Annotated in this window: 21 protein-coding genes; 7 read left to right on the top strand and 14 right to left on the bottom strand. The window is 42.7% G+C overall.

All coding sequences use genetic code 11. The features are described 5' to 3' along the window. Positions 1-272: 272 nt before the first annotated feature. The 3 genes from trpA to MSI_RS04295 form a co-directional block, all read right to left on the bottom strand. Complete coding sequence (gene trpA, locus MSI_RS04305) at positions 273-1,031, bottom strand: tryptophan synthase subunit alpha (protein ID WP_009104072.1); 759 nt, start codon at positions 1,029-1,031, stop codon at positions 273-275. 218 nt (positions 1,032-1,249) lie between these two features. Further along, positions 1,250-2,494: a tryptophan synthase subunit beta gene (gene trpB, locus MSI_RS04300; RefSeq protein WP_009104070.1), complete on the bottom strand. Its 1,245-nt coding sequence runs from the start codon at positions 2,492-2,494 to the stop codon at positions 1,250-1,252. A 15-nt stretch (positions 2,495-2,509) separates the two neighbouring features. Continuing rightward, positions 2,510-4,036 (bottom strand): bifunctional indole-3-glycerol phosphate synthase/phosphoribosylanthranilate isomerase, encoded by a 1,527-nt coding sequence (locus MSI_RS04295; protein ID WP_009104067.1) that lies wholly within the window; start codon positions 4,034-4,036, stop codon positions 2,510-2,512. 149 nt (positions 4,037-4,185) lie between these two features. On the opposite strand from MSI_RS04295, the gene MSI_RS04290 reads away from it, so the two are divergent. Beyond that, positions 4,186-5,214, top strand: a complete 1,029-nt coding sequence (locus tag MSI_RS04290) for an endonuclease/exonuclease/phosphatase family protein (protein ID WP_009104065.1) — start codon at positions 4,186-4,188, stop codon at positions 5,212-5,214. Between the two features lie 184 nt (positions 5,215-5,398). Here MSI_RS04290 and MSI_RS04285 read toward each other — a convergent pair whose 3' ends face one another. Further along, positions 5,399-6,577, bottom strand: coding sequence for a DNA adenine methylase (locus tag MSI_RS04285; RefSeq protein WP_009104063.1), 1,179 nt, complete (start codon positions 6,575-6,577; stop codon positions 5,399-5,401). After that, complete coding sequence (gene aroA, locus MSI_RS04280; RefSeq protein ID WP_039924243.1) at positions 6,574-7,914, bottom strand: 3-phosphoshikimate 1-carboxyvinyltransferase; 1,341 nt, start codon at positions 7,912-7,914, stop codon at positions 6,574-6,576. Before aroA ends, MSI_RS04285 begins: the two co-directional genes overlap by 4 nt. A 56-nt stretch (positions 7,915-7,970) precedes the next feature. On the opposite strand from aroA, the gene MSI_RS04275 reads away from it, so the two are divergent. Together MSI_RS04275 and MSI_RS04270 are read left to right on the top strand one after the other, a co-directional pair. Further along, on the top strand, positions 7,971-9,593 hold the full coding sequence (locus tag MSI_RS04275) for an AICAR transformylase/IMP cyclohydrolase PurH (protein ID WP_009104057.1): 1,623 nt from the start codon (positions 7,971-7,973) through the stop codon (positions 9,591-9,593). 27 nt (positions 9,594-9,620) lie between these two features. Further along, on the top strand, positions 9,621-10,697 hold the full coding sequence (locus MSI_RS04270; protein ID WP_009104056.1) for a hypothetical protein: 1,077 nt from the start codon (positions 9,621-9,623) through the stop codon (positions 10,695-10,697). A 168-nt stretch (positions 10,698-10,865) separates the two neighbouring features. Here the strand turns inward: MSI_RS04270 and MSI_RS04265 are convergent, their stop codons facing one another. The 3 genes from MSI_RS04265 to MSI_RS04255 are packed head-to-tail and all read right to left on the bottom strand — an operon-like array spanning position 10,866 to position 13,638. Beyond that, positions 10,866-12,077 carry a M20 family metallo-hydrolase gene (locus MSI_RS04265; protein WP_009104054.1) on the bottom strand — a complete coding sequence of 404 codons (1,212 nt, stop codon included), beginning with the start codon at positions 12,075-12,077 and terminating at the stop codon, positions 10,866-10,868. Further along, complete coding sequence (locus tag MSI_RS04260) at positions 12,077-13,228, bottom strand: glycoside hydrolase family 3 protein (protein WP_009104052.1); 1,152 nt, start codon at positions 13,226-13,228, stop codon at positions 12,077-12,079. The genes MSI_RS04265 and MSI_RS04260 overlap by 1 nt, the downstream gene beginning before the upstream one ends. A gap of 11 nt (positions 13,229-13,239) precedes the next feature. Continuing rightward, positions 13,240-13,638: a hypothetical protein gene (locus MSI_RS04255; protein ID WP_009104050.1), complete on the bottom strand. Its 399-nt coding sequence runs from the start codon at positions 13,636-13,638 to the stop codon at positions 13,240-13,242. A gap of 152 nt (positions 13,639-13,790) precedes the next feature. Here MSI_RS04255 and MSI_RS04250 point away from each other — a divergent pair, with 152 nt between their 5' ends. Both MSI_RS04250 and galE read left to right on the top strand, forming a co-directional pair. Continuing rightward, a complete protein-coding gene (locus tag MSI_RS04250) occupies positions 13,791-14,207 on the top strand; it encodes a hypothetical protein (protein ID WP_009104048.1) in 417 nt (138 codons plus the stop codon). 17 nt (positions 14,208-14,224) lie between these two features. Beyond that, positions 14,225-15,184 (top strand): UDP-glucose 4-epimerase GalE, encoded by a 960-nt coding sequence (gene galE, locus MSI_RS04245; protein WP_009104046.1) that lies wholly within the window; start codon positions 14,225-14,227, stop codon positions 15,182-15,184. Between the two features lie 188 nt (positions 15,185-15,372). Here galE and MSI_RS04240 read toward each other — a convergent pair whose 3' ends face one another. Beyond that, positions 15,373-16,620, bottom strand: a complete 1,248-nt coding sequence (locus MSI_RS04240; protein WP_009104044.1) for a vWA domain-containing protein — start codon at positions 16,618-16,620, stop codon at positions 15,373-15,375. A 132-nt stretch (positions 16,621-16,752) separates the two neighbouring features. Between MSI_RS04240 and MSI_RS04235 the strand changes: the two genes are divergently transcribed. Both MSI_RS04235 and MSI_RS04230 read left to right on the top strand, forming a co-directional pair. Further along, a complete protein-coding gene (locus MSI_RS04235) occupies positions 16,753-17,829 on the top strand; it encodes a hypothetical protein (RefSeq protein ID WP_009104043.1) in 1,077 nt (358 codons plus the stop codon). Continuing rightward, positions 17,810-18,430, top strand: a complete 621-nt coding sequence (locus tag MSI_RS04230) for a helix-turn-helix domain-containing protein (protein WP_009104042.1) — start codon at positions 17,810-17,812, stop codon at positions 18,428-18,430. Before MSI_RS04235 ends, MSI_RS04230 begins: the two co-directional genes overlap by 20 nt. A gap of 2 nt (positions 18,431-18,432) precedes the next feature. Here MSI_RS04230 and MSI_RS04225 read toward each other — a convergent pair whose 3' ends face one another. The 5 genes from MSI_RS04225 to MSI_RS04205 all read right to left on the bottom strand — a co-directional run bounded on the left by MSI_RS04225 (position 18,433) and on the right by MSI_RS04205 (position 25,141). After that, complete coding sequence (locus MSI_RS04225; protein WP_009104041.1) at positions 18,433-19,269, bottom strand: pseudouridine synthase; 837 nt, start codon at positions 19,267-19,269, stop codon at positions 18,433-18,435. A 208-nt stretch (positions 19,270-19,477) separates the two neighbouring features. After that, on the bottom strand, positions 19,478-20,839 hold the full coding sequence (locus tag MSI_RS04220) for a citrate/2-methylcitrate synthase (RefSeq protein ID WP_009104040.1): 1,362 nt from the start codon (positions 20,837-20,839) through the stop codon (positions 19,478-19,480). Between the two features lie 212 nt (positions 20,840-21,051). Then, positions 21,052-22,635 (bottom strand): response regulator, encoded by a 1,584-nt coding sequence (locus MSI_RS04215; protein ID WP_009104039.1) that lies wholly within the window; start codon positions 22,633-22,635, stop codon positions 21,052-21,054. 19 nt (positions 22,636-22,654) lie between these two features. After that, positions 22,655-24,127 (bottom strand): sensor histidine kinase, encoded by a 1,473-nt coding sequence (locus MSI_RS04210; protein ID WP_009104038.1) that lies wholly within the window; start codon positions 24,125-24,127, stop codon positions 22,655-22,657. Beyond that, the gene (locus tag MSI_RS04205) at positions 24,128-25,141 is read right to left on the bottom strand and encodes an ABC transporter substrate-binding protein (protein ID WP_009104037.1); all 1,014 of its coding nucleotides are present in this window, start codon (positions 25,139-25,141) and stop codon (positions 24,128-24,130) included. Between the last annotated feature and the right edge of the window lie 78 nt (positions 25,142-25,219).

The following is a 25,219-nucleotide window of genomic DNA, read 5'->3' as shown; positions in this document are numbered from 1 at the left end:
TCGCATTTCACCGCTTGCTAACGCGCGGTTTCGCTGCGCTCAACAGCCTTCGGCTCGGTTCAATTCTCCGGCCTAGTGATACTTAAAAACGTAAGAAAAATGCTCTCGCAGGGCTTCACGCTTTGTTCCGCCAGCTTTGAGCTCGCCGCAAGCTGCGCTTGCTCTGCAGGCTTTCTTCCGCGTTGTGTGCCCCGCATCGCTCAAAAAGCGTCACAAATCATAAAGCCCCGCTACGCATTTTTGAACACCCAAGTTTCAGTGCCGTTAGCGATCTACCCTTCTAAGTGCGAAATTTCTGCAGCCTTTGCGCGCACAGCCTTGTAAAGTGCCTCCGCATCATTCTGGTGCTCGGTAATCAGTCGGACAAAAACAGAACCTGCAATTACAGCTTCTACCTTGTCGCCAAGAAGTGCCGACTGAGCGCCAGTGCTGATACCAAAACCGCCGTAAACCTTGCTGCCGCCAGAACCAACTTTTTTTATGAAGGCCAATGTAGCCTGGTCAACGCTGGTTTCCGTTCCGGTGATGCCGGTGCGCAGGGCCGCGTAAATATAAGGGAAGCCGGCATTTGCCATTTTTTCAAGACGCTCAGGGCTCATACTTGGAGCGGCAACAGGAATATTTACCATGCCGTTTGCCTTGCAGGCAGCGGTAAGCCCTTCGTCAAAATCAAAAGGAAGGTCAGGAATAATCATTCCTTTTACGCCGCAATCAGCAGCTTTTTTACAGAAGGCTTCAAGGCCCGGAGTGTAAATCAGAGAACCGTAGCTCATAAGGTAAATAGGAATGTTTGGGAACTCTTTATGAAGCTTTGAGATAAAAGCAAGTCCGTCTGCCGTTTTATAATGGCGTTCCAGAACCTTGGTGCAGGCGCCCTGAATTGCAGGGCCGTCAGCACTAGGGTCACTGAAAGGAAGCTGAATTTCAAGAATATCTGCGCCGCCGTCAACAAGGGCACGGGCAGCAGTAAAGGCAAGTTCGTCGCTCGGATAACCGGCAACAAGATGACTCATTAACTGTATTTTAGACATATAAAAATCTCCTTAAATATGTAAATCTGAAAATGCTCTCGCAGGGCTTCACGCTTTGTTCCGCCAGCTTTGAGCTCGCCGCAAGCTGCGCTTGCTCTGTAGGCTTTCTTCCGCGTTGTGTGCCCCGCATCGCTCAAAAAGCTTCACAAATCATAAAGCCCCGCTGCGCATTTTCTGTCTTCCAAGTTAGAATATTCTTACTAAATAACAGCCTTCCCCTACTCATGCACATCCTTGTCGGATTCCAGACGGTCAATTTCGGCGTGCAAAAATTCAAGCCATTCCTTGCGGCGGAAAACTGGACTTGTGATGAAAACATCCTTGTCGCCGCGGCCGCTCATGTTGACAATGATTACATCATCTTTGCTTAATTTTGGAGCCAACTTAATTGCCTCCGCTCCCGCATGAGAGCTTTCCATGGCAAACAAAATGCCTTCGTTACGGGCAAAAAACTTGAGGGCATCAAGAGCCTCGCTGTCCAGAGCCGATGTAAACTCAACACGGCCGCTCATACCAAGAGCCGCAAGCTGAGGGCCGATTCCACAGTAATCCAGGCCCGCAGAAATCGAGCGGGTCGGAAGCGCCTGACCATCTTCATCCAGCAAAAAGCGGGACTTATAGCCCTGCATGATTCCTTCCCGGCTGGCATTTCCTGTCATTCGGCTGGCATTTTCGCCTACTCCAGGACCGATTCCGCCCGCCTCAACCGCAATCAGGCGAGGCTCTTTTTTATCGATAAATGGTGCAAAAAATCCGATTGAGTTTGAACCGCCGCCGCAGCAGGCAATCAGGGCAGTCGGTTTAATTCCGCGTTCTGCACACTGAGCCTCTACTTCACGGCCAATAACGCTCTGAAACTCGCGTACAATATCAGGGAAAGGCGCAGGTCCAAGCGCAGATCCCAGAACGTAGTGAGTTGTATCAGGGTTGGCAGCCCAGTCACGCATTGCTTCGTTTACGGCATCCTTGAGGGTGCGGCTTCCGCTTGTTACCGCGTGAACCTTGGCACCGTACATTTCCATGCTGGCAACGTTAGGCTGCTGGCGGCGAACATCAACTTCGCCCATGTAAACCGTGCAGTCCAGCCCAAGTTTTGCGCAGGCAGCAGCAGTAGCAAGACCATGCTGGCCGGCTCCGGTTTCCGCAATAATGCGTTTTTTGCCCATGTACTTTGCTAGGAGGCACTGGCCGATAGCGTTATTGATTTTGTGGGCACCGGTGTTGGCAAGTCCTTCAAGCTTTATGTAAATCTTGGCGCCGCCCAGAATGCGGGTTGCCGTCGGTGCAAAATAAAGAGGAGTTTCCCGCCCGATATAATCGCGCTGAATAGTGCGGAACTCGTCCAGAAAGACCGGGTCAGCCATCGCCTTTTTGAAGGCAACTTCAAGTTCATCCAGAGGCCGTCTCAAAACCTCCGCCACATATTTTCCGCCAAATCTGTCAAAAAATCCATTATCAGACATATTATTTTTCCTCTATTAAATTTTCTCTATTTCGCTAAAGAAAGCCTTCAGTTTTTCAGCGTCTTTTACACCCGGCGTGCTTTCCACACCGCTTGCCACATCAATCAGTTCCGGTTGGAAATCTTCTATAATTTGGCGCACATTTTCCGCCGTGATTCCGCCTGCCAGCCAGAGCTTTGCCTGTTTAGAAGCAGCTCTTACCAGGTCAGCATCCACAGTTTTTCCCGTTCCGCCGATTGTATTTCCGCTCTGAGCGTCAATCAAAACGCGAGGCTCTCCGTGCAGAAGCAAATCATCAAGCTTTGAAAGATCTTCTTCCGACCTGATATTCACAGCCCCATAACGCGGAATATCAGCAAAGGCTTCATCAGCAGGGGTCGGCAACTTGCAGCCGTGGAACTGAATCTTATCCAGAAGGCCCTCACGAACAAGCCGGAAGGCTGCTTTCGCTTCCTCATCTTCAGGATTAACAATCACACCCACGAACTTGCAATTATATCCGCCATTACGGACAGCCTTAACAATTTCACAAACCTTATCCGCTTCAACATTACGCTTAGAACCCTTCCAGAAAATAAATCCCAGAAAGTTAGCACCAAGCTGAGCCGCCAACAAGGCATCTTCTTCCCGCGTAATTCCACAGATTTTTACAAGCGAACGTTTCCTTTCTTCGCTTGAGCGAAGTATTTCCGCATACTGGCACCAGCTTTGACCAGCCTTATTTTCATTAGTCTGACAGAAGGCTTTTACAAATCGACCGGCCTCTTCAGGATTTTTAGCTGCCGCCTCTCCAAGCAGAATGGCGCTAAAGCCCGCACTTGCCGCAAAGGCAGCCGAATCAGCAGAAAGGATTCCGCTTTCAAAAGTCACGCGGGCATCAGCCGCAATCTTTTTGATTTTAGAAAGCAGGGCGCAGGGAGCCAGCATATCAATAGAAAAATCTTTTAAATCACGGCTGTTCACACCGCATACAATATTTTTATGATTTACCCGCGCCATTACATAAGAAAGCTTTTCCAAATCTTCAGCCTTTCGAACTTCAATCAAAACGCTGATTCCAAATTCTTCTGCCTTCTTTGCCATATCGCACATAGTTTCGGCAGTCAGAATACGGGCAATCAAAAGAACCGCATCAGCCCCGGCACGGTAAGAAACTTCAACTTCATCAGCAGAAAGCAAAAAATCCTTTCTCAAAAGAGCTGGAATCTCTTCGCCCTTTGCTTCCAGCTGATCAAGAGCTGCAGCCGCCTTCATAAAGTCAGAAAGGGAGCCCTTAAAATAATTCATTTCGGTAAGGCAGGAAATAGCCCGAGCCCCAGATTTTGCATATTCAATAGCAGTTTTTGCGGCATCTAGTGAAGGCGCAATATCACCCTTACTAGGAGACGCGCGTTTAATTTCAAGAATTGCACCTTTTTTTTCAATAAAGGGATGAACTTTCCGCTGGCGTACCGCCGGAACTCCGCATCCAAAATCCAGTCCAAGGCGTTCAATATCCGCAAGTCTGCGCTCAACAATTTCTTTAAGTATATCCTTACCCATCGCAAAAACCTATGTTTCTATATGTAGTAACAATATACTAAAGAACCGTTTCTGTCAATAGAAACAGATACAGTTTTTTTTCACTTTTTTCGCCCGTTTACTTCCGATTTTTTAAAGTCGGCGACTATATTATAGACGGGAGTTAGAGAATGAAGAAATTTTATTTTGGACTGGTATTCTGCTTTTTGTTTTTTTCCTGTGGTATCAGCGAATGTGAATCGGGGGAAAATAAACGGACTTGTGAAAAAAGCAGTTTTTCTATAGCAAACTGGAATGTTCAGACTTTTTTTGACGGACACACAGATGGAAGCGAATATAAGGATTTTAAATCAGCAGGAAAATGGTCGAATGATAAATATCACACAAGATTAACAAGGCTTTGCGAAGTTATAACTAAGCTGAACGCGGATATTTTTGTGCTGGAAGAAATTGAAAATGAAAGCGTAATTTATGATATTTCAAATCAACTTGCAGGTAACTCCTGGGATTCAGGGGCAAACTGGACTTACAGTTGCTTTGCAAAGGAAAAAGACTCTTCTATTGGCTGTGCAGTGCTTTCAAAATTTCCGCTTTTTGGAGTAAAAACTCACTCTCTTTTTGTAAATACTCAGAAATACGAACAGCCTTCCATGCGCCCCCTTCTGGAAGTAAGTACAGAAATTGGCGGACGGGAAATTACCATATTTGTAAACCACTGGAAATCTAAATCCAGCGGGGAATATGAATCTGAAATCTGGCGGGACTGGCAGGAATCTGTATTGGCAGGGAAGCTAAAAGCTTTAGAAACCCGAGGTGGAAGTGCCGTAATCTGCGGAGATTTTAACCGGGATGCTTCCGAATTTATCCTGGACTTTTCATCAGGTCAGGGAGGCGCCAATACCCTTTTCCGTCATGCAGGCCTTTCGGAAAATTACACCCCTTCCCACGTAAAAGCCTACTCCCCCTGGTTTTCAGCAGACGGCAGCTACGCAACTTCAATCGGAAGTTATTTCTACAAAGGTTCCTGGGAACGGATTGACCATATCTTCTCTTTCGGCAAAGCAAGAATCACAGGTTTTACCCCAAAAGCAGAAGCCCCCTGGTCAAACGAAGACAAAACTCCCGCCGCCTACAAAATCTACAACGGCAACGGGTATTCTGATCATCTTCCGATTATGGCAAATGTAATTGTGAAATAAAAAACAACTGGCGGAACTTATCACGACCGTTATATTATTGTAGATTTTGGAACATCAAATGAAACTATTTACCATTGTGGCGGCTCTTCAAAAGATGCAGGGGTAAGAACAACATCCATATCACAAGTAGAAGATAAATGTCTATATCAAAAAATGATTATCGAATTACAGAATAATCCTATTCTTAGTTTATAAAATTCTTCCTTACCAGAAACAAATACTCTTTTACGTGAATTTCTCGGGCGGAAAGATTTCGGCTGCCACGGAAAGTGTTATATTTGGATTCCAGGACCTGGACTGAGCCGACCTGAGACAAGAGGGCTATCATTTCGTCTTTGGGGATGAAGCCTTCGGAATTGAAAGAAACGAGGACATAACGGGCACGGACGTTATTTACTAAATCCAGAAAGGCATCGGCAACCTGACGTTTTTTGTTGTAAGCAGAACGGTTCCAGTTGCGGGGGATACCGGAAACGCGGCTGATTGCATCTTCTTCAGGGGCTTTGTAATTGGCAACCAGATTAAGCATAAAATAATTTGAACCGTAAGGGTGCTGATTGTAAGGCGGATCAAAATAGGCCAGGTCGTAGATACCACCGCAAGCGTCATACAATTCTTCTGAAGTTACAAGTTCGTTAGCATTGCAGTTGAAAACCTGACTCTGGCAGGAGAAATTGCTGAAAACCGGAAGTTTTAGTTCGATTTTGCCTAAAATACGGCTAAGGGCGTCTTTGCCGTTTCCGCCGAACTGACCGACTCCGGTTTTGGAGTTTTTGTAAAAGCCTTTGAAAATTCCAGCTGTGTTTGCGTGAATGCTTGCTTCTGAAAGAAGAGGCGCTATAAAAAAGTGATGGAGCTCTTCCGGCACAATTTCGTCAATTAGTTGTCGGGCAAAATCCAGATAGGCAGCATTGTAAGTGGTGTAAAAGCAGCGGTCTGACTTTTGTATGTTATTTTCATCGTGCGGAGCGTAGAGACGGCTTATAAATCCAGGTTCGGAGACTACATCTCCTGACGCCTGCCTGCCTTGCAAAGCATCCAGGTGCTCTGCAACTGCAGAAATTAAGTTTTCGTGTAACTGAGCGATGCGGGCGGAAGGAATATCATCCTTGTTAGAAAGATAACAGCGGTTGATTAAAACAGAATAGCTTTCCATATCGTTTGCGGCAATAAAAGTCGAAAACTGTTTGAGATAGCGGGCAACAATTCCACTTCCAGAAAATATATCCAGACAGGTAAGTTTTTCTTTTCCGAGTTCGCGGCGGACTATTTCTACCCCCTGTCCGATAAATGGCAGCAGGGCCCGCTTATTTCCTATGTAAGTGATGAGCTGCTCTGTAAGAAAGGCTGGATTTTCTGTCATACTTCCTTAAACCCTGCACCAATTCCATTCATCACTTCAAAAAAGTGAGGGAAAGAAACACTGCAGCACTCTGCGTCGTTTATGATTACCTTTTCGCCGGCAGGAAGTCCAAGGCCCAGACAGGCAAGACTCATGGCAATACGGTGGTCTTTAAATGATTCAACTTCGCCACCGTGCAGGCCCTTTCCACCTTCATGACCGTGGATAATCAGGCAATCATCTCCTTCTTCTACCTCGGCGCCAAGTTTTCGAAGTTCTGTTTTCATTGCTTCGATGCGGTCTGTTTCTTTTTTGCGACAGATTTCAACATCTGTAATTACTGTAGTTCCTTCTATAAAGCAGGCAATTACCGCAAGAGCACAGATTGCATCCGGGAAAGGAGAAATTGTAACGCGGAAGATACCGTTAGGACAATTTTTTGTAGTCAGGCCTTTACCGCCCTGCTTTCCGCGAACTGTAAGGGTTGCTTCTTTTTTATTCCATTCAATATCAGCTCCAACAGACTGCAAAACTTCTACAATTTTGTCGTCTCCCTGGCTGCCAGAACCGTCAATTCCTTCAATTACAATTTCGCTGCCACTGATAAGGGCTGCAACCAGAGGAAAGGCAACGGCTTCCCAGTCAGAAGGAACAGTTTTATCAAAAGCCTTAATATCAACAGGGCCTGTAACTGTGATTTTTTTGAAATCTTCGCTGATTGTACAAGGAATCCCGACACTTTCCAGCCAGATTTTAGTCATTGTAAGGTAAGGAGTTTCTTTTGGATCTGTCAAATTAATATGAAGGGTTCCGTTCAGACGGCTTGTTGCCATCATAAAACCGCTGATGTACTGGGAAAGTTTTCCATCAGTAGTAAGAGTTTTGTTCACATCAATCGGACCACAGAATTTGAAAGGTGGAGTTATTCCGTCTGCCGCCAGGGAAGATGCCTGACCGCCAAGCTGATTAAGAGCGTCAATCAGATGATTTACAGGACGCTTGCAAATTGATTCATCTCCTGTAAAAGTACATTGACCGGCCAAGGTTGATAAAACCGGGCACAAAAAATACATAAGAGAGCCGGAATTTCCAACATCAATTACGCCTTCCGGTAAATGAAGATTTTTTCCTGCCCCCTTCACAGTCCATGTATCACCTTTCTCTGGCACAATCACTTCAGCACCAATCTGCTTTACCGCCTGAACGGTAGAAAGACAGTCGTTACTTGGAAGTGGATTTTTGATATGAGAAGTGCCGTCTGCCAGAGAAGCAAGAATCAAGGCACGGATTGTATGACTTTTAGAACCAGGAACACTTACGTGGCCTGAAAGAGACGATTTTTGCGAACTTATTTTCATATCGCCCATTGTAACAAAAACTTTCAAAATTTCCTATTATTTGATAGAATTATTACATGACAAAAAGAGCTTTAATTCACGTGGAAGACACTGATGGTATTGTTGAATTTGCACAGTATCTTACTGCGTCCGGCTGGACAATTCTGACTGCAAATAAAACTGAGGAGCTTCTCAGAAAAAACCATGTTCCTGTAACCCGTGAAATGGCGCTTTCGGCAGATATTGCCTATGCTCACGATATTTCAAAAGTAATCACCAGCATTGTTTCAACAAGCCTTAATTCAGAAGTTAGTTTTAATCAATCTTCGGAATTAATTGACGGAAACATCTATATTGTCTGTATAAATATGGATCCTTTTTATTATATGGACAGCCAGCGCTTTGATATTAAAACCTGTGATTACCGCATTTCTTCAATATTACGATATGCTTTTTATAATCACGAAAATGTTCTTGTACTTACAGATCCTGCAGATTACAAGGAAGCAATGATTCAGCTTAAAACTGATAATATTACTCCGGAGTTCAGAACCTATATTGCACAGAAGGCTCTGAATCTTGTTGCAGCCTATGATGCCGGTGTTGCAGGTTCCCTTAAGTACAATACCTCGCAGAAAAAATACTTCCCTACTTTTGCCTGCTATCCGCTTAAATTCCAGTCACTTTTGAAGCACGGAACAAATAAGCAGCAGTCAGCAGCCTTTTACAGACTGCCGGAAGAAAAAGAATATTCAAGCTTTGCAAACTGTAATTATACAGACCTTGATTACGCACTTTTTAAAGACATTTCCTTGAGCTGGGAAATCCTGAATAATCTTTATTCAAACCTAAAAACTCAGTTTACCGTTCCTTCTACAAACGTAGATAATTATGATTTTACGACTCAGTTTACCCCTCTTGCAGGAACAGTTTTTACCTTTGCAATAAAATTCGGTAACATACTGGGCGCTTCAATTGCTACAAATATTGTCGATTCCTATGCAAAAACTTATATTTACGATACCCAGCATGTTGAAGACGCAATTCTGGGCTGTTCGGCTGTTATTGACCAGAATGCCGCAACGAAAATTATGGAAGGAAAATTTATAGCCATAGTTGCCCCTGATTTTACAGACGACGCCAAAAAGATTTTTGCACAGAATAAAAATCTTAAATTAATCTACTCCACAAAACAAAACCGTTCAGATTTTGAAGCCCGCTTTGTTTTCGGGGGCTTTTTGATTCAGACTAATGAGCGTTCTCTTTTTGACCACTGGTATATCAAAACTAAAAACCGCCCTTCTCAGATTAAATCTGATGAGCTGGCCTTTGGTATGCTTCTGGCGCTGAAAACCCGCTCCTACAGTGCAATTCTTATTAAACAGAATGCTGTTGTTGGTATTTCGCAGGGCTGTCCTTCAATGGAAAAGGCACTTGGAGAAGTTCATTATCACGTTACTTCTACTACAATCATGCACAATGGTAATGCGGACTTTAATCCAACAGACAATCCTATTGCAGATGTTCTTGTCTGTGATGAAAAAATCCGTTTTGGAGAAGAGATTATCCGTCTTGTTAATCTTGGACTATCAACAATCATAGAAACCGGCGGTTCTGTCGATGATAAAGAGCTGATTGATTTCTGTGAAGAACACAACGTTTCCTTGATTTTCACAGGAATGTCTCACATAAGTTTATAATTCATATTTTATTATAGAAGGTTTTTTATGCTTTATTATTTTGGTCAGTATTTAAAAGAATTTTTTGGACCAGCAAGACTTTTCACTTCCTATACAGTTCTGATTGTTCTTGCCCTCTACCTGGGATTCTTTCTTTCAATGACTCTTATTCCAAATTTCTATAACATTCTTCCCCACGACCGTGGCCGCGAATTCACAATCAAGGAAAATGCCGAAGCTGCAAAGGGAAAGCCAACAGGAGCCGGCAGTGTATTTATTACAATTTTTGTTGCCCTCTGCTTTCTTTTGATTCCAATGTCTTTTGCGCAGACAGCAGTTCTTCTTTTAACCTGGCTTACAATGCTTACAGGCTTTTTAGACGACAGAAGCATTTCTTCCTGGGGTGAATACCTTAAGGGTGCCCTTGATTTAGTGATTGGTATTGCAGCATCTCTGGTAATTTACAATGCTCTCAAGCTTTCTAGTGAAGACGGAATTGTCCGCTTCTGGCTGCCCTTCCTGACAAATCAGGTTGCGGTAAATAAAATTGTATTTGTAATTGTATCTACAGTTCTTATCTGGGCTTCTATCAATACAACAAACTGTACAGATGGAATTGACGGTCTTTCAGGAACTCTTGTTCTTCTTGCCCTTTTGACTCTGGGCTGTGTTTTCTACTTTATTCTTGGTCACAAGGATATTGCAGATTACCTTCTGGTTCCTCACTTTGCCTTTGGTGCCCGCTGGGCTGTTATGATTTTTGCCCTTGCCGGTGTAGTAATGGGCTATTTGTGGCACAACGCCTTCCCAAGCCAGTGTCTTATGGGAGATGCCGGAAGCCGCGCTCTTGGTTTCTTTATCGGAGTCTGCGTTATGGCAAGCTGCAACCCATTTCTGATTCTTGCAACCTCTTTCATCATCTTTATAAACGGCGGTATGGGACTTCTTAAAGTTTTCCTGCTTCGCTTTTTCAAGATTAAGATTTTCTCTACAATCCGCTTCCCTCTTCATGATCATATGCGAAAGAACCACGGCTGGTCTCCAACTCAGGTTCTGCTGAAATTCATGATGATGCAGATTCTTATTTCTATTATCTTATTAGGTATGTTCTTTAAAATCCGATAGTAGAAAAGAACTTAGTGGGGAACTCTGTTTTGTGTAGCATAGAAACGCTAGCAGAACGTTACCCATAAAAAAAACGCGGTAACGAATAAGGCTTTCTTATTCATACCGCGTTCCTGCATTTCTCGGCGGAACAAAACAGAGTTCCCCACGAAAGCATTTTTATTTTACCTATCTGAACATTTCTACAAGTGTCATAGCATCTGCAAGAAGATTTTCCACCTTGCAGTATTCATTAGGCTGATGAGCCTGATCATCAAGAGTACTCCATACGGCAGCATCAATTCCTTCACGGCGAAGTTCTGCAGCAACAGTTCCGCCACCAATACCAATGCACTTAGCATCAATTCCGTGAACCTTTTTAAGTGCTTCGGCAAGTTTTCTTACAACAGGAGCATCTGCAGGACTTGCAGGAGATTCTGATTTCTGAGGAACCTCGTATTCGATTTTTACCCCGTATTTCTTTTCAACTTCAGAACAGATTTCATCAACCTTTTCTTTTACCTGGGCAAGGGTATAACAAGGAAGAATTCTGCAGTCAAAGCAGCTTACATCTTCACCAGGAATAATATTGATGCCGTCTACATTCTTAAGGCGCATTGTCGGCTGGAAGGTTGAATATGGAGGCTCAAAAAGAGGATCCCGCTTATCAAAAACCTTTTCAAGACCGTTAATTTTAAGGGCAAGTTCACTGGCTGCAAGGCAGGCATTTGCTCCGCTGTCCGGGCGGGAACCATGAGTCTGCTTTCCAAATACATGAACTCTAAGCCACATAAGGTTCTTTTCTGCAATTTCGATTGTTTCGCCTTTAGGATCTCCTCCGTCCGGAATCAAAATTAAATCCTGCTTTTTGAAAAGCTCTGTATTTTTCAAAAGCCAGACCATACCAAGGTCACTACCGCATTCTTCATCGGCTGCAAAAAGAAGTTTTACAGTATAAGCCGGAGTAATTTTATTCTTAATAAAGTAGAGGGCAGCAAGAACGCCAGAAACCAGTCCCTGCTGGTTATCTTCTACACCACGTCCATACAAAAGGCCGTCTTTTTCAACACATTCCCATGGATTTGTATTCCAGAGTTTAAGATCGCCGGTAGGAACAACATCCATATGGGCAATACTCCATACTGTGTGCTCATCACTCTGTCCAGGAATTGTTGCAACAAGGTTAGGACGTACACCCGAGCTTACACGGCTGTCCGGTGCGTCATACTGTTCAAGATGTTCAAAACCGTGTAAAAAGAGCCATTTTTTGAGGGCAGCGCATTTTTCGCTTTCTCCGTCTCCACCGTTCTGAGGAGCCATAGCTTTAATTGAAGTTAAAAGTTTTTCAAGTTCAATCGCAAGACCGCGATTTTCATTCATAAAAGTTCTAATATCTGTCATTAATATCCCTTCGTTTTTAGTATTCGTAAAACACTCTCGTTAAGTCTTTTTTCAGAAATTTCACCATTCCGGCAGGCTTCAAGCATTCCGTCCCAGGCTTTGTAGAATTCAGCCGGCATAAGAATGATATCGTTTCCGGCATTAAAGGCCATTACCGCAGCATTGCCAGCACCGTAATGCTTTTTAATTGCCCCCATTCCCAGAGAATCTGTAAGAATAAGTCCCTTATAGCCAAGTTCACCGCGGAGTTTTCCAACAATCATCTCCGTAGAAAGAGATGCAGGAATTTCTTCGCCGGAAACAGCAGGAACCGTAACATGAGCCATCATCACACTGTCTGCCTTCTTTAAGTTCTTTACAAATGGAATAAGCTCACATTGTTTAAGTTCGTCCCAGTTTTTAGCAACGTAAACAAAATCCACGTGGGTATCATCCTTTGTGTCACCATGACCAGGAAAATGCTTTATACAGCCCATAACCTTATGAGAATGAAGTCCATCAAGATAAGCGCCTGCCATATCTGCTACAAGATTCGGGTCACTTCCAAAAGCCCGGTTTCCAATTACCCTGTTTTCAGGATTAGTATTTACATCAGTTACAGGAGCAAAATCCCAGTTAAAACCGTAATCGTAAAGATAAGAGCCAATGTATTGACCAGCCTGACGGGCTTTTTTTATATCTCCTGTCGAACCAATTTCTTCCATTGAATCGACATTTTTAAGCCCCAGAGACTTAGTTTTTGCAAGACGGGTAACCCTGCCACCTTCTTCATCAACAGCCATAAAAGGAGTGATTTTGCAGGCAGATTTAAGCTGGGCATTCAAGGCCTTAAGCTGTTTTTCTGATTTAATATTGCCGCCAAAAATTATAAAGCCGCCAACCGGATATTTTTGAAGATTTTTTTTCTGAGATGCAGGTAAAGATTTCCAGTATTTATAATTTTTTACGCTACCGAATTTCAAATCAAGCTGATCGGGTTGGATCACAAAAAGCTGGCCGACCTTTTCTTCCAGAGTCATTTCAGAAAGAAGCTCTTCTGCAGTTTTTGTGATTTTGCTGTCATAAGAGTTTTCTGACTTTGTATTTAATGTTGCACAAGCGGAAAAAAGAAAAAAACTAGATGATATCAGCAGGAATATATGCTTTTTCATACAGCTGCTTATTAATATCCCTGTTTTTTAGTAATTTTGTTTTCCGGAATCTTATCAAGGCCAATCTGAGCAAGCTTTTTATAAGCGCCAGGAAGCTGTCCCTGTGAATAACCGTAGATATCAAGAAGTTCAGTTAATGTATCATAAGCCTGCTGATACTGCTTTGATTTATAATAAACATTACCAAGCTCGTACTTAGCCTCTACATAAACAGCGGCATTTGTACCATAGCGTTCAAGAACAGTGTTGTAACAAAGTTCAGCCGATTTATAATCACCTGTATCAAGATAATTCTGTCCCATCTGAATAATCTGTGCTGCAGTTAAATCCTGTGGAACACTTTTTAATGATGCGCATGAAAATAAAAGAAAAAGTGATGCAATGCATGTAACGATAAAAATTTTTTTCATAATTTTAGTCTACCCGAAATTTAAACTTTTTTAAACCGTTAAGGTTACATATTTAAAATTACGGAAATAGCTTTGAGAATAGTATGGTCTAATTTTGAGTTTTAGCTAAAAGCGCATTAACAAGTCATTTTTTGTATGTTATTATAAAAGAGATGAAAAAAATTTGTTCTTCAATTGTAATCTTACTCACCATATTTTTGCTGGGCTGTGCTTCAAATTCGACTTCTGCAGCTGAACAGGAAAAGAAAGCAGCTCCGTCATATAAATCAGAAAAAAATAATTCCCGCTTTGACGACTGGAAGTACAAGGGATTCGGCATGCCTCTTCCGGAATGGGTAGAAGCTGCAATTGATGGAAAAACTGATAAGCTTTCCAGGGCTTTAGGGAAAACAGCAGACAAGCTGGAGGTTCTTACAGGCAGCGGAATCAATGTTGACCACTCGGAAGAACAGCTGAAATCACAGATTCCGGAAGGAAAAGAATTAATTGAAGGATTCTGGGTACGAATAAATACAGAATTAAAAAAGACTGATGAGCCGTACATTACGGTTTTAGTATACGAGAAATAAATTTGGAGGTCGTACATATGAAAGTATTAGTAATTGGTGGTGCCGGATATATCGGAAGCCACGTTGTAAAAGAGATGATGGCAGCAGGCCACAAGGTAACTGTATTTGATAACCTTTCTTCAGGATTGCGCGTAAACCTTTTCCCTGAAAATGACTTTATTTATGGAAACATTTTGATTCCAGCTGATTTGGATGCAGCTTTTGCACGCGGCTTTGACGCATTTGTTCACCTTGCAGCATTTAAGGCAGCAGGCGAATCTATGATTGCGCCAGAAAAATACAGCGTAAACAACATCACAGGTACTTTGAACATCATGAACGCAGCTGTTGCCCACAACTGTAAAAAAATGATTTTCTCTTCTTCTGCTGCAACTTTCGGAGAACCACAGTATCTTCCAATGGACGAAAATCATCCTCAGAATCCAATCAACTACTACGGATTCACAAAGCTTGAAATTGAACGCTTTATGGGCTGGTACGATCAGCTTAAGGGAATGCGCTTTGCAGCTCTCCGCTACTTCAACGCAGCAGGTTATGATCCTGAAGGAAAAATCCGCGGTCTTGAACAGAAACCTGAAAATCTTCTTCCACGTATTATGGAAGCAGCCCTTGGCCAGCGCGAACTCAAAGTATTTGGAACTGACTACGACACACGCGACGGAACCTGTATCCGCGATTATGTTCACGTAACAGACCTTGCCCGTGCTCACGTAATGGCTTTGGATTACATTGCAAAGAATGATAAAAGCATTAAATTGAACCTGGGAACAGAAAAGGGAACAACAGTAAAAGAGCTTCTTGACGCTGCCCGCAAAATCACAGGAAAGCCAATTCCTGCAGAAGACGCTCCACGCCGCCCTGGTGACCCTGCAAGCCTTTACACAAGTTCAAAACTTGCAAAAGAATTGCTCGGCTGGGAACCAAAATACAGCGATGTTGATACACTGGTTAAGACAACTTGGGAAGTTTACAAGTAGTATAGACTTTAACTAAAAGTTAGCTCCCGGACAGATAGCATGTGGCAAAACCGCTCGGTACCTCGCTACATGCTATTTTTGTTATGAAATAGTAACGGTAAAAAAATAGACAATTGTATTTTATATTTTTACCGTTACTAATTTTTGCCCCACGCTATCTGCCCTCGCGCCAGTTTCACCTAAACTTTCTAGTTAGATGGCAACAGAATTGTATGAACTTTAATACCTTTCTTTTCTGCTACACCCATTACATATTCTTTAGAATATTTTCCGCTCATACGCGGATAAGGATGCGGTTCTGCATCACCAATCAAAAGAATCTGACGGTCTGAATCCGGTCTCCATTCAAAGAATTCTGCACTTGCATAAAGAGCTTCATAAACAGCTTCAGGAACATCTCCACCTTCGCGGCCATTCATGCTTATAGACTTAAGGTTAGCACTAAAGCTTTCATAATTCTGAGTAAAGGCAAAAAGCTTAACCGGAAGATTCATATACTTGTAGTTGTCGCCGTAGTCACGGTAGAAAAGCAGACCAAAGCGGGCATCAGGACTTTCCCCGAATACCTTGCGGAGTTCAGGTTCAAGGCGGGCCTTCAGCTCATCAATATCATCCTTCATACTGCCTGTAGCATCAACAGCAAGAACCAAATCAAGAGGCTTTGTTTTATCAAATCCATCGATAACGCCCATAATATCTTCTACAATTGTTGCAGGACCTTTTGAATAAATCATTCCGTTATCAATTTCCTTAAAGGCTTCGCTGGCAACAGGGTTATAATCATTTGTAAGAATAACTTCCGGCTCAGGCTCTGGCTCCGGTTCAGGAAGAGGAGCTGGCTTTGGTCTTTTTTTAGTAACCAGATCAAACATATAAGGGTTATCCATATAGTCGCCAGTATAATCTGCATAAGGCTTTTCATAGGTTCTGATATTGATAAAGGTTCCTTTTCCAATTTCAATTTCACCGTGACGAGACCAGGGATATCCGTAAACAAGCTTCGGAGGAATATAAATATGGAAGGCAAGTCCAAAAAAGTCAGTTTCTTCAGGGGTAGAATCTACAAGACTGTAACGGGCATAATCTGTATCAAGCTTTTTTCCGTCCAGAATGCGGATTTCATCACCATTAACAGGATTATATTCAGGCGCACGATAAGCGTAATTATCAATTTTGCCGGCAGGGTCTTTTGTTGTTTCTGTAAGCAAAATCGACCCTACAAAAGGAGATTTTTTGACATAAAGATGATATCCGCCCTTGCTTTCATCAGCCTCTTTTACAAGCCGGATATTTTCCGGAGAAAGCATAAGCTGCTGCTGGCGTTCTGTGTAAATAATTTTCTGCCCGTCCCCCAGATTCTGCTCCTGGGCAGAAAGAGCGGTGATTGAAAATCCAACTGAAATAAACAGACAAAATAACAATTTCTTTATCATCATAGTTATTTTATCGGTTGAAAATACAAAAAAATGATTTATAATTTATAATATGATTTAATAAATACTTATTTTATTAAATCCACTTTAAAAAAGACTGATATTTGACTAAAATAACAGTCCACTCAAAAAACTATGGAAGATTTGGAAGCTCAGAATTTTGAGCAGGTAGACATAAGTACATTTTTCGGCTCAGAAGCAGAGGTCAGTAAAGAAGACTCCAAGGTAGTCATATTTACTAAAAAGCAGCATGACCTGGTAAATGAAATTATACCTATCGTTCAGAAAAACAATAAATCAACCGCAGAAAGCTTTATCAATCGTATTGTAGATCTGGAAGCACTGGCTTCGGCAATTAACCGCTTCCCTTCCCTACTGGAGCGCCACTCAATAATTGGTGACGTAAGAACCCCTACCTCCCTCATTGACTCTTTGATTGACCATATGAACAACGGAGATTCAACCCTTCAGCTTCCTTCAAAGGCAAATCTGGGTAAGGGACTTTTGATTGCAAAAATGCATACACTTTCCAGACTTGGCCGCGAAGCAAAATTTCTGGGAGAGGAAAAACTGGCAAAGGAACTTGAAACCGAAACAATTTCATCAATGTTCTCTCTGCTGGTAGAAGACGTATACCTGAATCTTATTAACGATACAAGTCAGCCTCTTGAGTTCCGCCGCGAATGGGCAATGTCCCTGCTGCTGCTTTGGGAACACTGGAGTGATCAGAATATCGAAGACGTTGCTCCCGTTTTACAGGCAGTATGGACAGCACGTCGCCGGCTTGCGCCTGCTTTCGGAACCATGATGGGAACCTCAGAGCTTATGATGATTTCCATGCAGATGGACGAGCAGTGGATTCACTTTATTAAAGAAAAAATGGGCGAACCTGGCGTTACCCAGGCAATGGAAGAGTTCCTCTTTGGAATTTCTTACGAGCAGATTAAAACGCTTAAAAATACGCTTAAAACACAGGGAATTTCAGCAATCGGACGAGATGAAGTTTCTAAATTCCTTGGTGAGCACGTAAAAGCCGATGCCGGACTGGACTACCGAGACTTCTATTCTCTGTATACAGTACGCCGCGATAATGCGCGCTCACGTGCACGATTTAAGGTAGAAGGCCCCTATAAAACTCTGGAAGATTATTATATCCAGTTTGTAACAGAACAGAACAAGGAGAAACAGAAAAATGACACCTTTGCAAAATGATGGCATTCAGGACAATTCACTTCACCCAAAAAAGGTGCCCTATCACTTTGGCGAAAAACTCCGCCAGGTGCGAGAACATAAGGGCTTTACCCTCAAAGTAGTTGCTCAGCAGGCTGGCGTAAGCGAAAGTCTTGTTTCGCAGATTGAAAGAAATCACGTTTCACCGGCAATCGATACTTTGCTAGCCCTTGCTGACGTTCTGGACATAAATCTTGAATTTTTGTTTGAAGAATACCGCAAGGAGCGCCCTGTAAAAATTATCCGCAGCGGCGAGCGCCCTACTTTGAACGAAGAAGAAATTATTTACGAAGAGATTTCCAAGCCGGATGATGTAGACAAGCAGAATTCCTTTGAATCTTACATGGTTCGTATTCCTGCTAATTCCCACACTCACCGCGGTTCTTACGGACATATCGGAAAGGAAATGGGTTACATTCTTCACGGAAAGGCAAAACTGACTTACGAAAATAAGGAATACATTCTGGAAGAAGGCGACAGTGCCACCTTCTCTTCCGGAGTCCCTCATACTTTGGAAAACATCGGCGAAGATGAGCTTAAGGCCATCTGGATTGTTACTCCACCACAGAGATTTGTAAACTAGGATTAAACTAAAAGAGATAACTCTTCATCATTTAGCTTCCGGTAATCGCCGGGAGCTAATTTTTTATCAAGAAGCAGCTGCCCCATGGCAAGGCGCTTTAAAAAGACAACCTTGTTTCCCGCAGCCGTAAACATTCTTTTTACCTGGTGGTATTTTCCTTCATAAATCGTAAGGATTGCAAAGCGGGCAGGACGACGCAGCATTTGGCAATCCCCCTGCCATAACCGCTGGCAGACTTCCTGGACAGAAGATTTTTCTAAAGCGGAGTCAATTTCCTCCTGAGAAGGAAAGCGTACACGGGCCGGTTCGCAGGTAAAACCCGGGTCATTGTCATCCGGGCCGACAGCAATGCCTTCTTCAAAGCGGCGTGTTACCTCAGCCTGTTCGTCCGTAGAAAACTCACGTTCCAGCATTACAAAATAAGTTTTATCGATATGAGATTTTGGCGAAATCAGGCGGTGAGTAAGACTGCCGTCAGTCGTAAAAAGAAGCAGGCCTTCCGTATCCATATCCAGGCGGCCTACAAGGTGAAGCTTTTCCTGCAGGTAAGGAGTTCTGTATTCCGGCGTAAGAAGGTCAAAGACGGTCTGATGTTCCCCGTCCTTATTGGCACTGACAGTATGGGCAATCTTATTCATCATCAGGGTGATATTTTTTTCGATTGTTACGATTTCGCCGTCTACGCTAAGCTCGTCAACCTCCGGGTCAATTCCAAGACTTGGATCATAAATGCGCTTACCGTTCAAAAGCACTTCTGCAGAACGGAGCAGGCGCTTAATATCCTTACGGGAACCAAAGCCCTGATGAGAAAGAAGTTTATCTATGCGTTCTTTTGGCATAAGGAAAGTATAATAGAAAATTGCAGGCTAGTAAAACTGCGCGAAGGAGTGCAGCGTGGGGCAAAAACACTCTGATTGTTGTGACCGCGTGAGCGGTCAATTCTATAGTTCCTTTGCAACAATCAGCGTGTAGCGCGATATCGCGCGGTTTTAAACCACACTGTGCGACTGGGAGCAGTTTTACGAACTGACATTTTTAAGTATAAGTCTATTTGCGCTCTGCAATAGGCACAAAAGGACGTTCCTCTGAAACGTTCTTGTATGCAGGACGGTAAATACGGCCGCCGCTTACAACTTCCTCAATTCGGTGAGCAGACCATCCGGCAATTCGGGAAATTGCGAAAATAGGAGTAAAGAGCTCGCGAGGAATATTAAGCATTGAATATACAAAACCAGAATACAAGTCAACGTTAGCGCAGACTTTCTTGTCTGAATGGTGAACATCACAGATAATGCCAGGAGCAACACGCTCGATGATGTCGTAAAGTCCGAACTCATCCATGCAGCCCTTTTCTTTTGCCAGCTGTTTAGCCTTTGCCTTCAAAAGCTTTTCACGAGGGTCGCTGATTGTATAAACAGCGTGTCCCATACCGTAAATCAAACCGCTGTGGTCAAAAGCATCCTTCTGGGCAATTTTTCTAAGGTAAGCAGAAACTTCCTGCTCGCTGCCCCAGTCTTTTACGTTTGCCTTGATTTCATCCATCATTTCTACTACGCGGATGTTGGCACCACCATGGCGGCTTCCCTTCAAGGAACCGATTGCGGCTGCCATTGAAGAATAAGTATCTGTATCAGCAGAAGAAACAACGTGAACTGTCAAAGAAGAGTTGTTACCACCACCGTGCTCTGCGTGAATGATAAGGGCCAGGTCGAGTACCTGTGCTTCGAGTGGACTGAATTCCTTGTTAGAACGGATAAGGCGGAGAAAGTTTTCTGCTGTAGAAAGTTCCGGCTTTGGATTGTGAATATACATACTTTCGCCGTCGTAATAGCGGCGTTTTGCCTGATAACCGTATGCCGCAAAAGTTGAGAAGCGGGCAATCAGCTGAACACTCTGCTTGATGATATTTCCAAGACTGCGGTTTTCAGGATCTTCATCATAAGAATAGCTTGCAAGTACACAACGAGCCATCTTATTCATAATGTCCTTTGAAGGAGCCTTCATAATCATGTCTTCGGTAAAGCTTGGAGGCAGGTTGCGGATTTCTCCAATGTAATTTGCAAAGCGGTCAAGCTGATCCTGACTTGGAAGTTCACCAAAAAGAAGAAGATAAGCACACTGCTCGTAACCGAACTGATGATTTTTTTCTGCATCGGCAATAAGGTCTTCAACGTTGTAGCCGCGGTAGACAAGGCGGCCAGGAACTGCAACCTTTTCGCCCTCGCGCATTTCATAACCAACTACATCACCAATTCTGGTAAGACCTACAAGAACACCAGTGCCGTTTGCATTACGGAGACCGCGTTTGACATCAAATTTTGAATATAAATCCGGGTTAATAGGGTCGTTGTGAACAGCAAGACTTTCAAATTTTTTCAGGATTTCTGATTCATCTTTGTAATCAATCATTTTGCGCTCCGTAAACTTTTAATACGTCGAGTCAAGGCACGCTGGCGCTTAAAGCCTTGACTTCGCCGTTTTCAGGATTTGAAATAAACCCTAAATATGCTATTTATGCTTAATTTTGCATAAATATGCAATTTATTTCAAGAGAAATTACATAATTATACAGATTTTACATATCGTGTGCAATTCTTACGGAAAATTACTTACGGAAAAATTTAGTTTACAAACTGATTTTTATATTCGCGCGGAGAAAGCCCTGTTGTCTTTTTAAAGATAAAACTGAAATAATGAGGGTCGCCGAAGCCGCACTCATAGGCAATATCAGAGCCCTTCATATCTGTTTCCTTAAGGAATTTTTTTGCAGCCTCTACCCGGACGTTTGTCAAAAACTCAATAAAAGTTATGCCGCATTCCTGAGAGAAAATCGTACTGAAGTGATTAGGGCTCAGATGTACTTCATCAGCAACAGTAGAAAGACAGGTATCCTGACTGGCGTAATTTTTTTCAATATAAGCCTTTGCCTTGATGATTACGTCTCCGTAGCGGCCCTGAATACGGGAATCACGATAATCCAGAAGACGGGTAAGAATGTCGCGGACATTTTCTATAAAAATCTGCTCATTCTGAACGGATTTTTCTACAAAGCTTCTCTGTAAAATTTCCGGCATGATTTCCTTTACGTCGCCATCCAGCTCTTCAATCAGTTTGGTAACTGCCATAATTACATCTACCAGAAGATAGGAAGCAATTACAGTAAAGCTCTGCGAGTTGTCATTCAAAATATCGCAGTAATGATTAATAATCGTATCAATTTCGTTTTTGCCAGCATACTTCAAGTTATCCACAAGCGGGTCTTTATCCTGAAGGGAAATCTGACCGTCGCTGGAATTTTTTACGTCGTCAGAACTCAAAATTCGGCTCTTGTTCCAGATTCGGGTCATCTGCAGAATCTTATCTGCATCGTTATAGCATTCCGGCAGCTGAGAAAAATGGTCTACCGTCTTACTGATAGAAGAAATTACGTTGCAGTCCAGGCGCTGGGTTACAATATGCTCGATAGCCTCGGCATAGTCAAAGCTTGTGTTATCAATATCATCCTGGGAATTACCCTTCAAGATACAGACATTACGCTCTGGCCCGATAAAAAAGGAAATTACGTCTGTCCAGTTTTTTACCAGGGAAATAAGGCGGCCCTTAGCTTCCTGAATGGCATTTCTGTTCTGATTTTCGCTTCTAAGCTCGTTGATAATTATCTTGTAGTAGTGGGAAATAAAATCCAGTCCCAGAGTTTCAGCCTTCTGCATTGCAGCTGCATGAGGCAGGTTTCCAAGCACAAGGTCTGTTAAGAACTTATTCTTCAAAAGCGCCGCGTTCGATTCCAGCTCTTCCTTAAGCTGAGAAATATCCGAAAGCTGTTTCTTTTCTTTATCCAGATTTGCGGCAACCTTGTTCAGGCTTTTTAATAAATCTTCATGGGTAAAGGGTTTAAGAATGTAGTCTTCAACGCCAATAGAAATTGCTGCTTTTGCATATTCAAATTCATCATGACCAGAAAGAATAATAATTCTGATCCAGGGTTGAATTTTCTTCAGGATGCGGGCAAGTTCAAGCCCATCCATAAAAGGCATTTTGATATCGGTGATAAGAATATCCGGCTTCATTTCGTGAATCATGGAAAGGGCAAGTTCCCCGTCGCTAGCCTCTCCTGCAAAGGTGAACTGTGAATTTTCCCAATCGATTGTACTTCTTATTCCTTCAAGAACAATATGCTCGTCATCAACAATAAAAACGCTGTACATGGGTTAAATCCTCCGCCCCCTAATTTTCCTTCACATCAACCAGGCAGGGAATTGTAAAAGAGACATTTGTACCCTGCATTTTTTCGCTGCTAATCTCAAGACCGCAAGTTTTATCATTATAATACAGAATCAATCTTTTATTAACATTATAGAGGCCATAAACTGAAGCAAGATTCTGACCTTTTTCTTTAGAAAGCTCCTGGCGTACCTGTTCCAGACGTTCAGGGGTAAAACCGGCGCCGTCATCAATTACACAGATGCGGATTTTTGTGTGAGTCTCGTCACTGAACTGGGCAGTAATATTAATATGACCGCGACCCCGTTTATTTTTAATTCCGTGATAAATTGCGTTTTCAATCAGAGGCTGAAGACTGAGCTTTAAAATCATGTAATTATTGAGCCGTTCATCCACAGTAAACTGATAGTTCAAAATTTCACCGTAACGAAGTTTCTGGATTGTAAGGTAGTTCTTTACGTGCTCAATTTCCTGTTCAAGGGTAATCCAGTCGTGGCCGCGGCTTAGGGAAATGCGCATGAAGTTTGAAAAAGCCCTGGTAATCTGAATGACATCGTCTTTTTTTCCGGCTTCAGCCAGCCAGATGATTGTATCGAAGGTATTGTACAAAAAGTGAGGAGTAATCTGAGCCTGAAGCTTTGAAAGCTCTTCCTTCTGAAGGTTTGTCTGCTCTTCAATATTCTGCTTCATCAGAAGATCAATCTGCCGCGCCATAGAGTTGAGGTTTTCTACCAGGTGATTGAATTCTGTGATTTTTGGAGAATCGATATGAGCCTGTAAGTTTCCTGCCGCAAGCTGGGTAGAAAAGTCTTCCATTTTGGAAATCGGCACCCTGATTTTTTTTGAAAGGGTTTTGAAGTTTGTAAAAATAAGAGCCGCAACCCCGATAAAAATCAGCGCCATAAAAGTAAAGATGAATACAGGCGAGTTCTGAATGTAATTGTTGGTTCGTTCTGCAGATTCAATTTCCGAAAGAATGTAATCCTGCATAATCTGGGCAAAAAGATTTGCAATACTGCGTATTTCATCCAGCATATGCTCAGTCTGCTCTACATCCGCGGTACTCTGGGCAATCTGCTGCTCAAAAAAGCCTATGTTGCGGGAGAGAGTCTGACAGGTGCGGTAAGCAAGTCCCAGTTTTGAAGTTGAATTATTATCATCACTTTTCTGAATAAGTTCCAGAACGCTGTCATTTATAATAGAAAGATAAACATTATGTCGGCTTTGATTTACATTATTGCGGCCGGATACGATGTTCCAGAGCTCGTCCGGAATGTCATCGCGGGCAATCTTCATAATTGCGTTGGCGTGGCTTACATTTTTGATGATATTGTTGTAACGGGAACGATTGTACTGCCACATAATCATAGTGTAGATTGTCGGAATCATCATAATCAAAATGATTACGGCATAAGATCTCATAATATAGTGGTAGAGACTTTCCCTTCCGAAGTGTTTTTTGAGTTTGGAAATCATTTAAAAGCCCTTGCCCGCAAATTTAGTAAAAGAGTCAAACTCTGTAAATACTTCGCCGTCAACATAGGTAACCGGCGGAATAGGCTTTCCTTCATGAAGCAGTTTTACAAGTTCACAGAGTTTAGGGCCTGTATTTGGGTTACATTCCACAACGCAGTTAATTGCGCCGTAAGTCAGGGCTTCTATAGATTTACGCTCGCCGTCAATTGTAACGATTGTAACGGTTGTGGCGTGAATATTATTTTCCCGAAGGGCATCAAGTACTCCCCAGGTCATGGCATCATTGTGAGAAAAAATTATATCAATCGGGTTCTGTCCTATTGAAAGTCCGCTGTTAAAAGAAATGATTTTATTTCCAATTTCGTGCCCCTTTGAGCGCAAAAAGTCCCCGCTCTCTGAATGAATTATGCGGAATTTCGGCTCTTTTTGAATTACACTCCTGAAGCCCCGGGCCCGCTCATAAGCAGGAGAAGAATTTTCTGTTCCGGAAATTTCCAGAATATTCAAAGGTTCATCCGGTTTTGAAGTTTTATATTTTTTTACAAGGAATTCCGCAGCCTTTTTTCCTTCAGAAAAGCTGTCTTCGCCAATAAGACCGGCATAAAGTGATTTATCGGCAGTCTTAATCATACGGTCAACGACAATTACAGGAATTCCTGCATCCTTTGCTTCCTGCAGCACATTATCCCAGCCGGTTTCTACAATAGGAACAAAGGCAATAACATCAACCTGAGAAATTATAAAAGAATGAATGGCCTGAAGCTGATTTTCCTGTTTCTGACGGGCATTTTCATAAATAATCTGGATTCCATTCTGAGCCGCTGCCTCAAGAATTGATTCTGTATTACGGATTCTCCATTCGCTTTCAGCTCCAATCTGCGAAAATCCCAGAATTATCTGACTTCCATCCTCTTCACTTTCTGTCTTTTTTTTACAGCCTGCAAGAAAACTGCACAGCACAGCCGATAAAAGAATTATTTTTCCTAACTTTTTTATGCGTGGACCTTCACTCATTCTTTTATTATAAACCGCTTCAGTTAAAAGTGCCAAGAATGAATTGTTATTGTAAGAAAAAAGGGGCTGCTCATTTTT

Source organism: Treponema sp. JC4, assembly GCF_000260795.1.
GTDB lineage: Bacteria > Spirochaetota > Spirochaetia > Treponematales > Treponemataceae > Treponema_D.
Note: the sequence above shows the minus strand (reverse complement) of the source record. Positions and strands in the feature narration are given on the sequence as shown.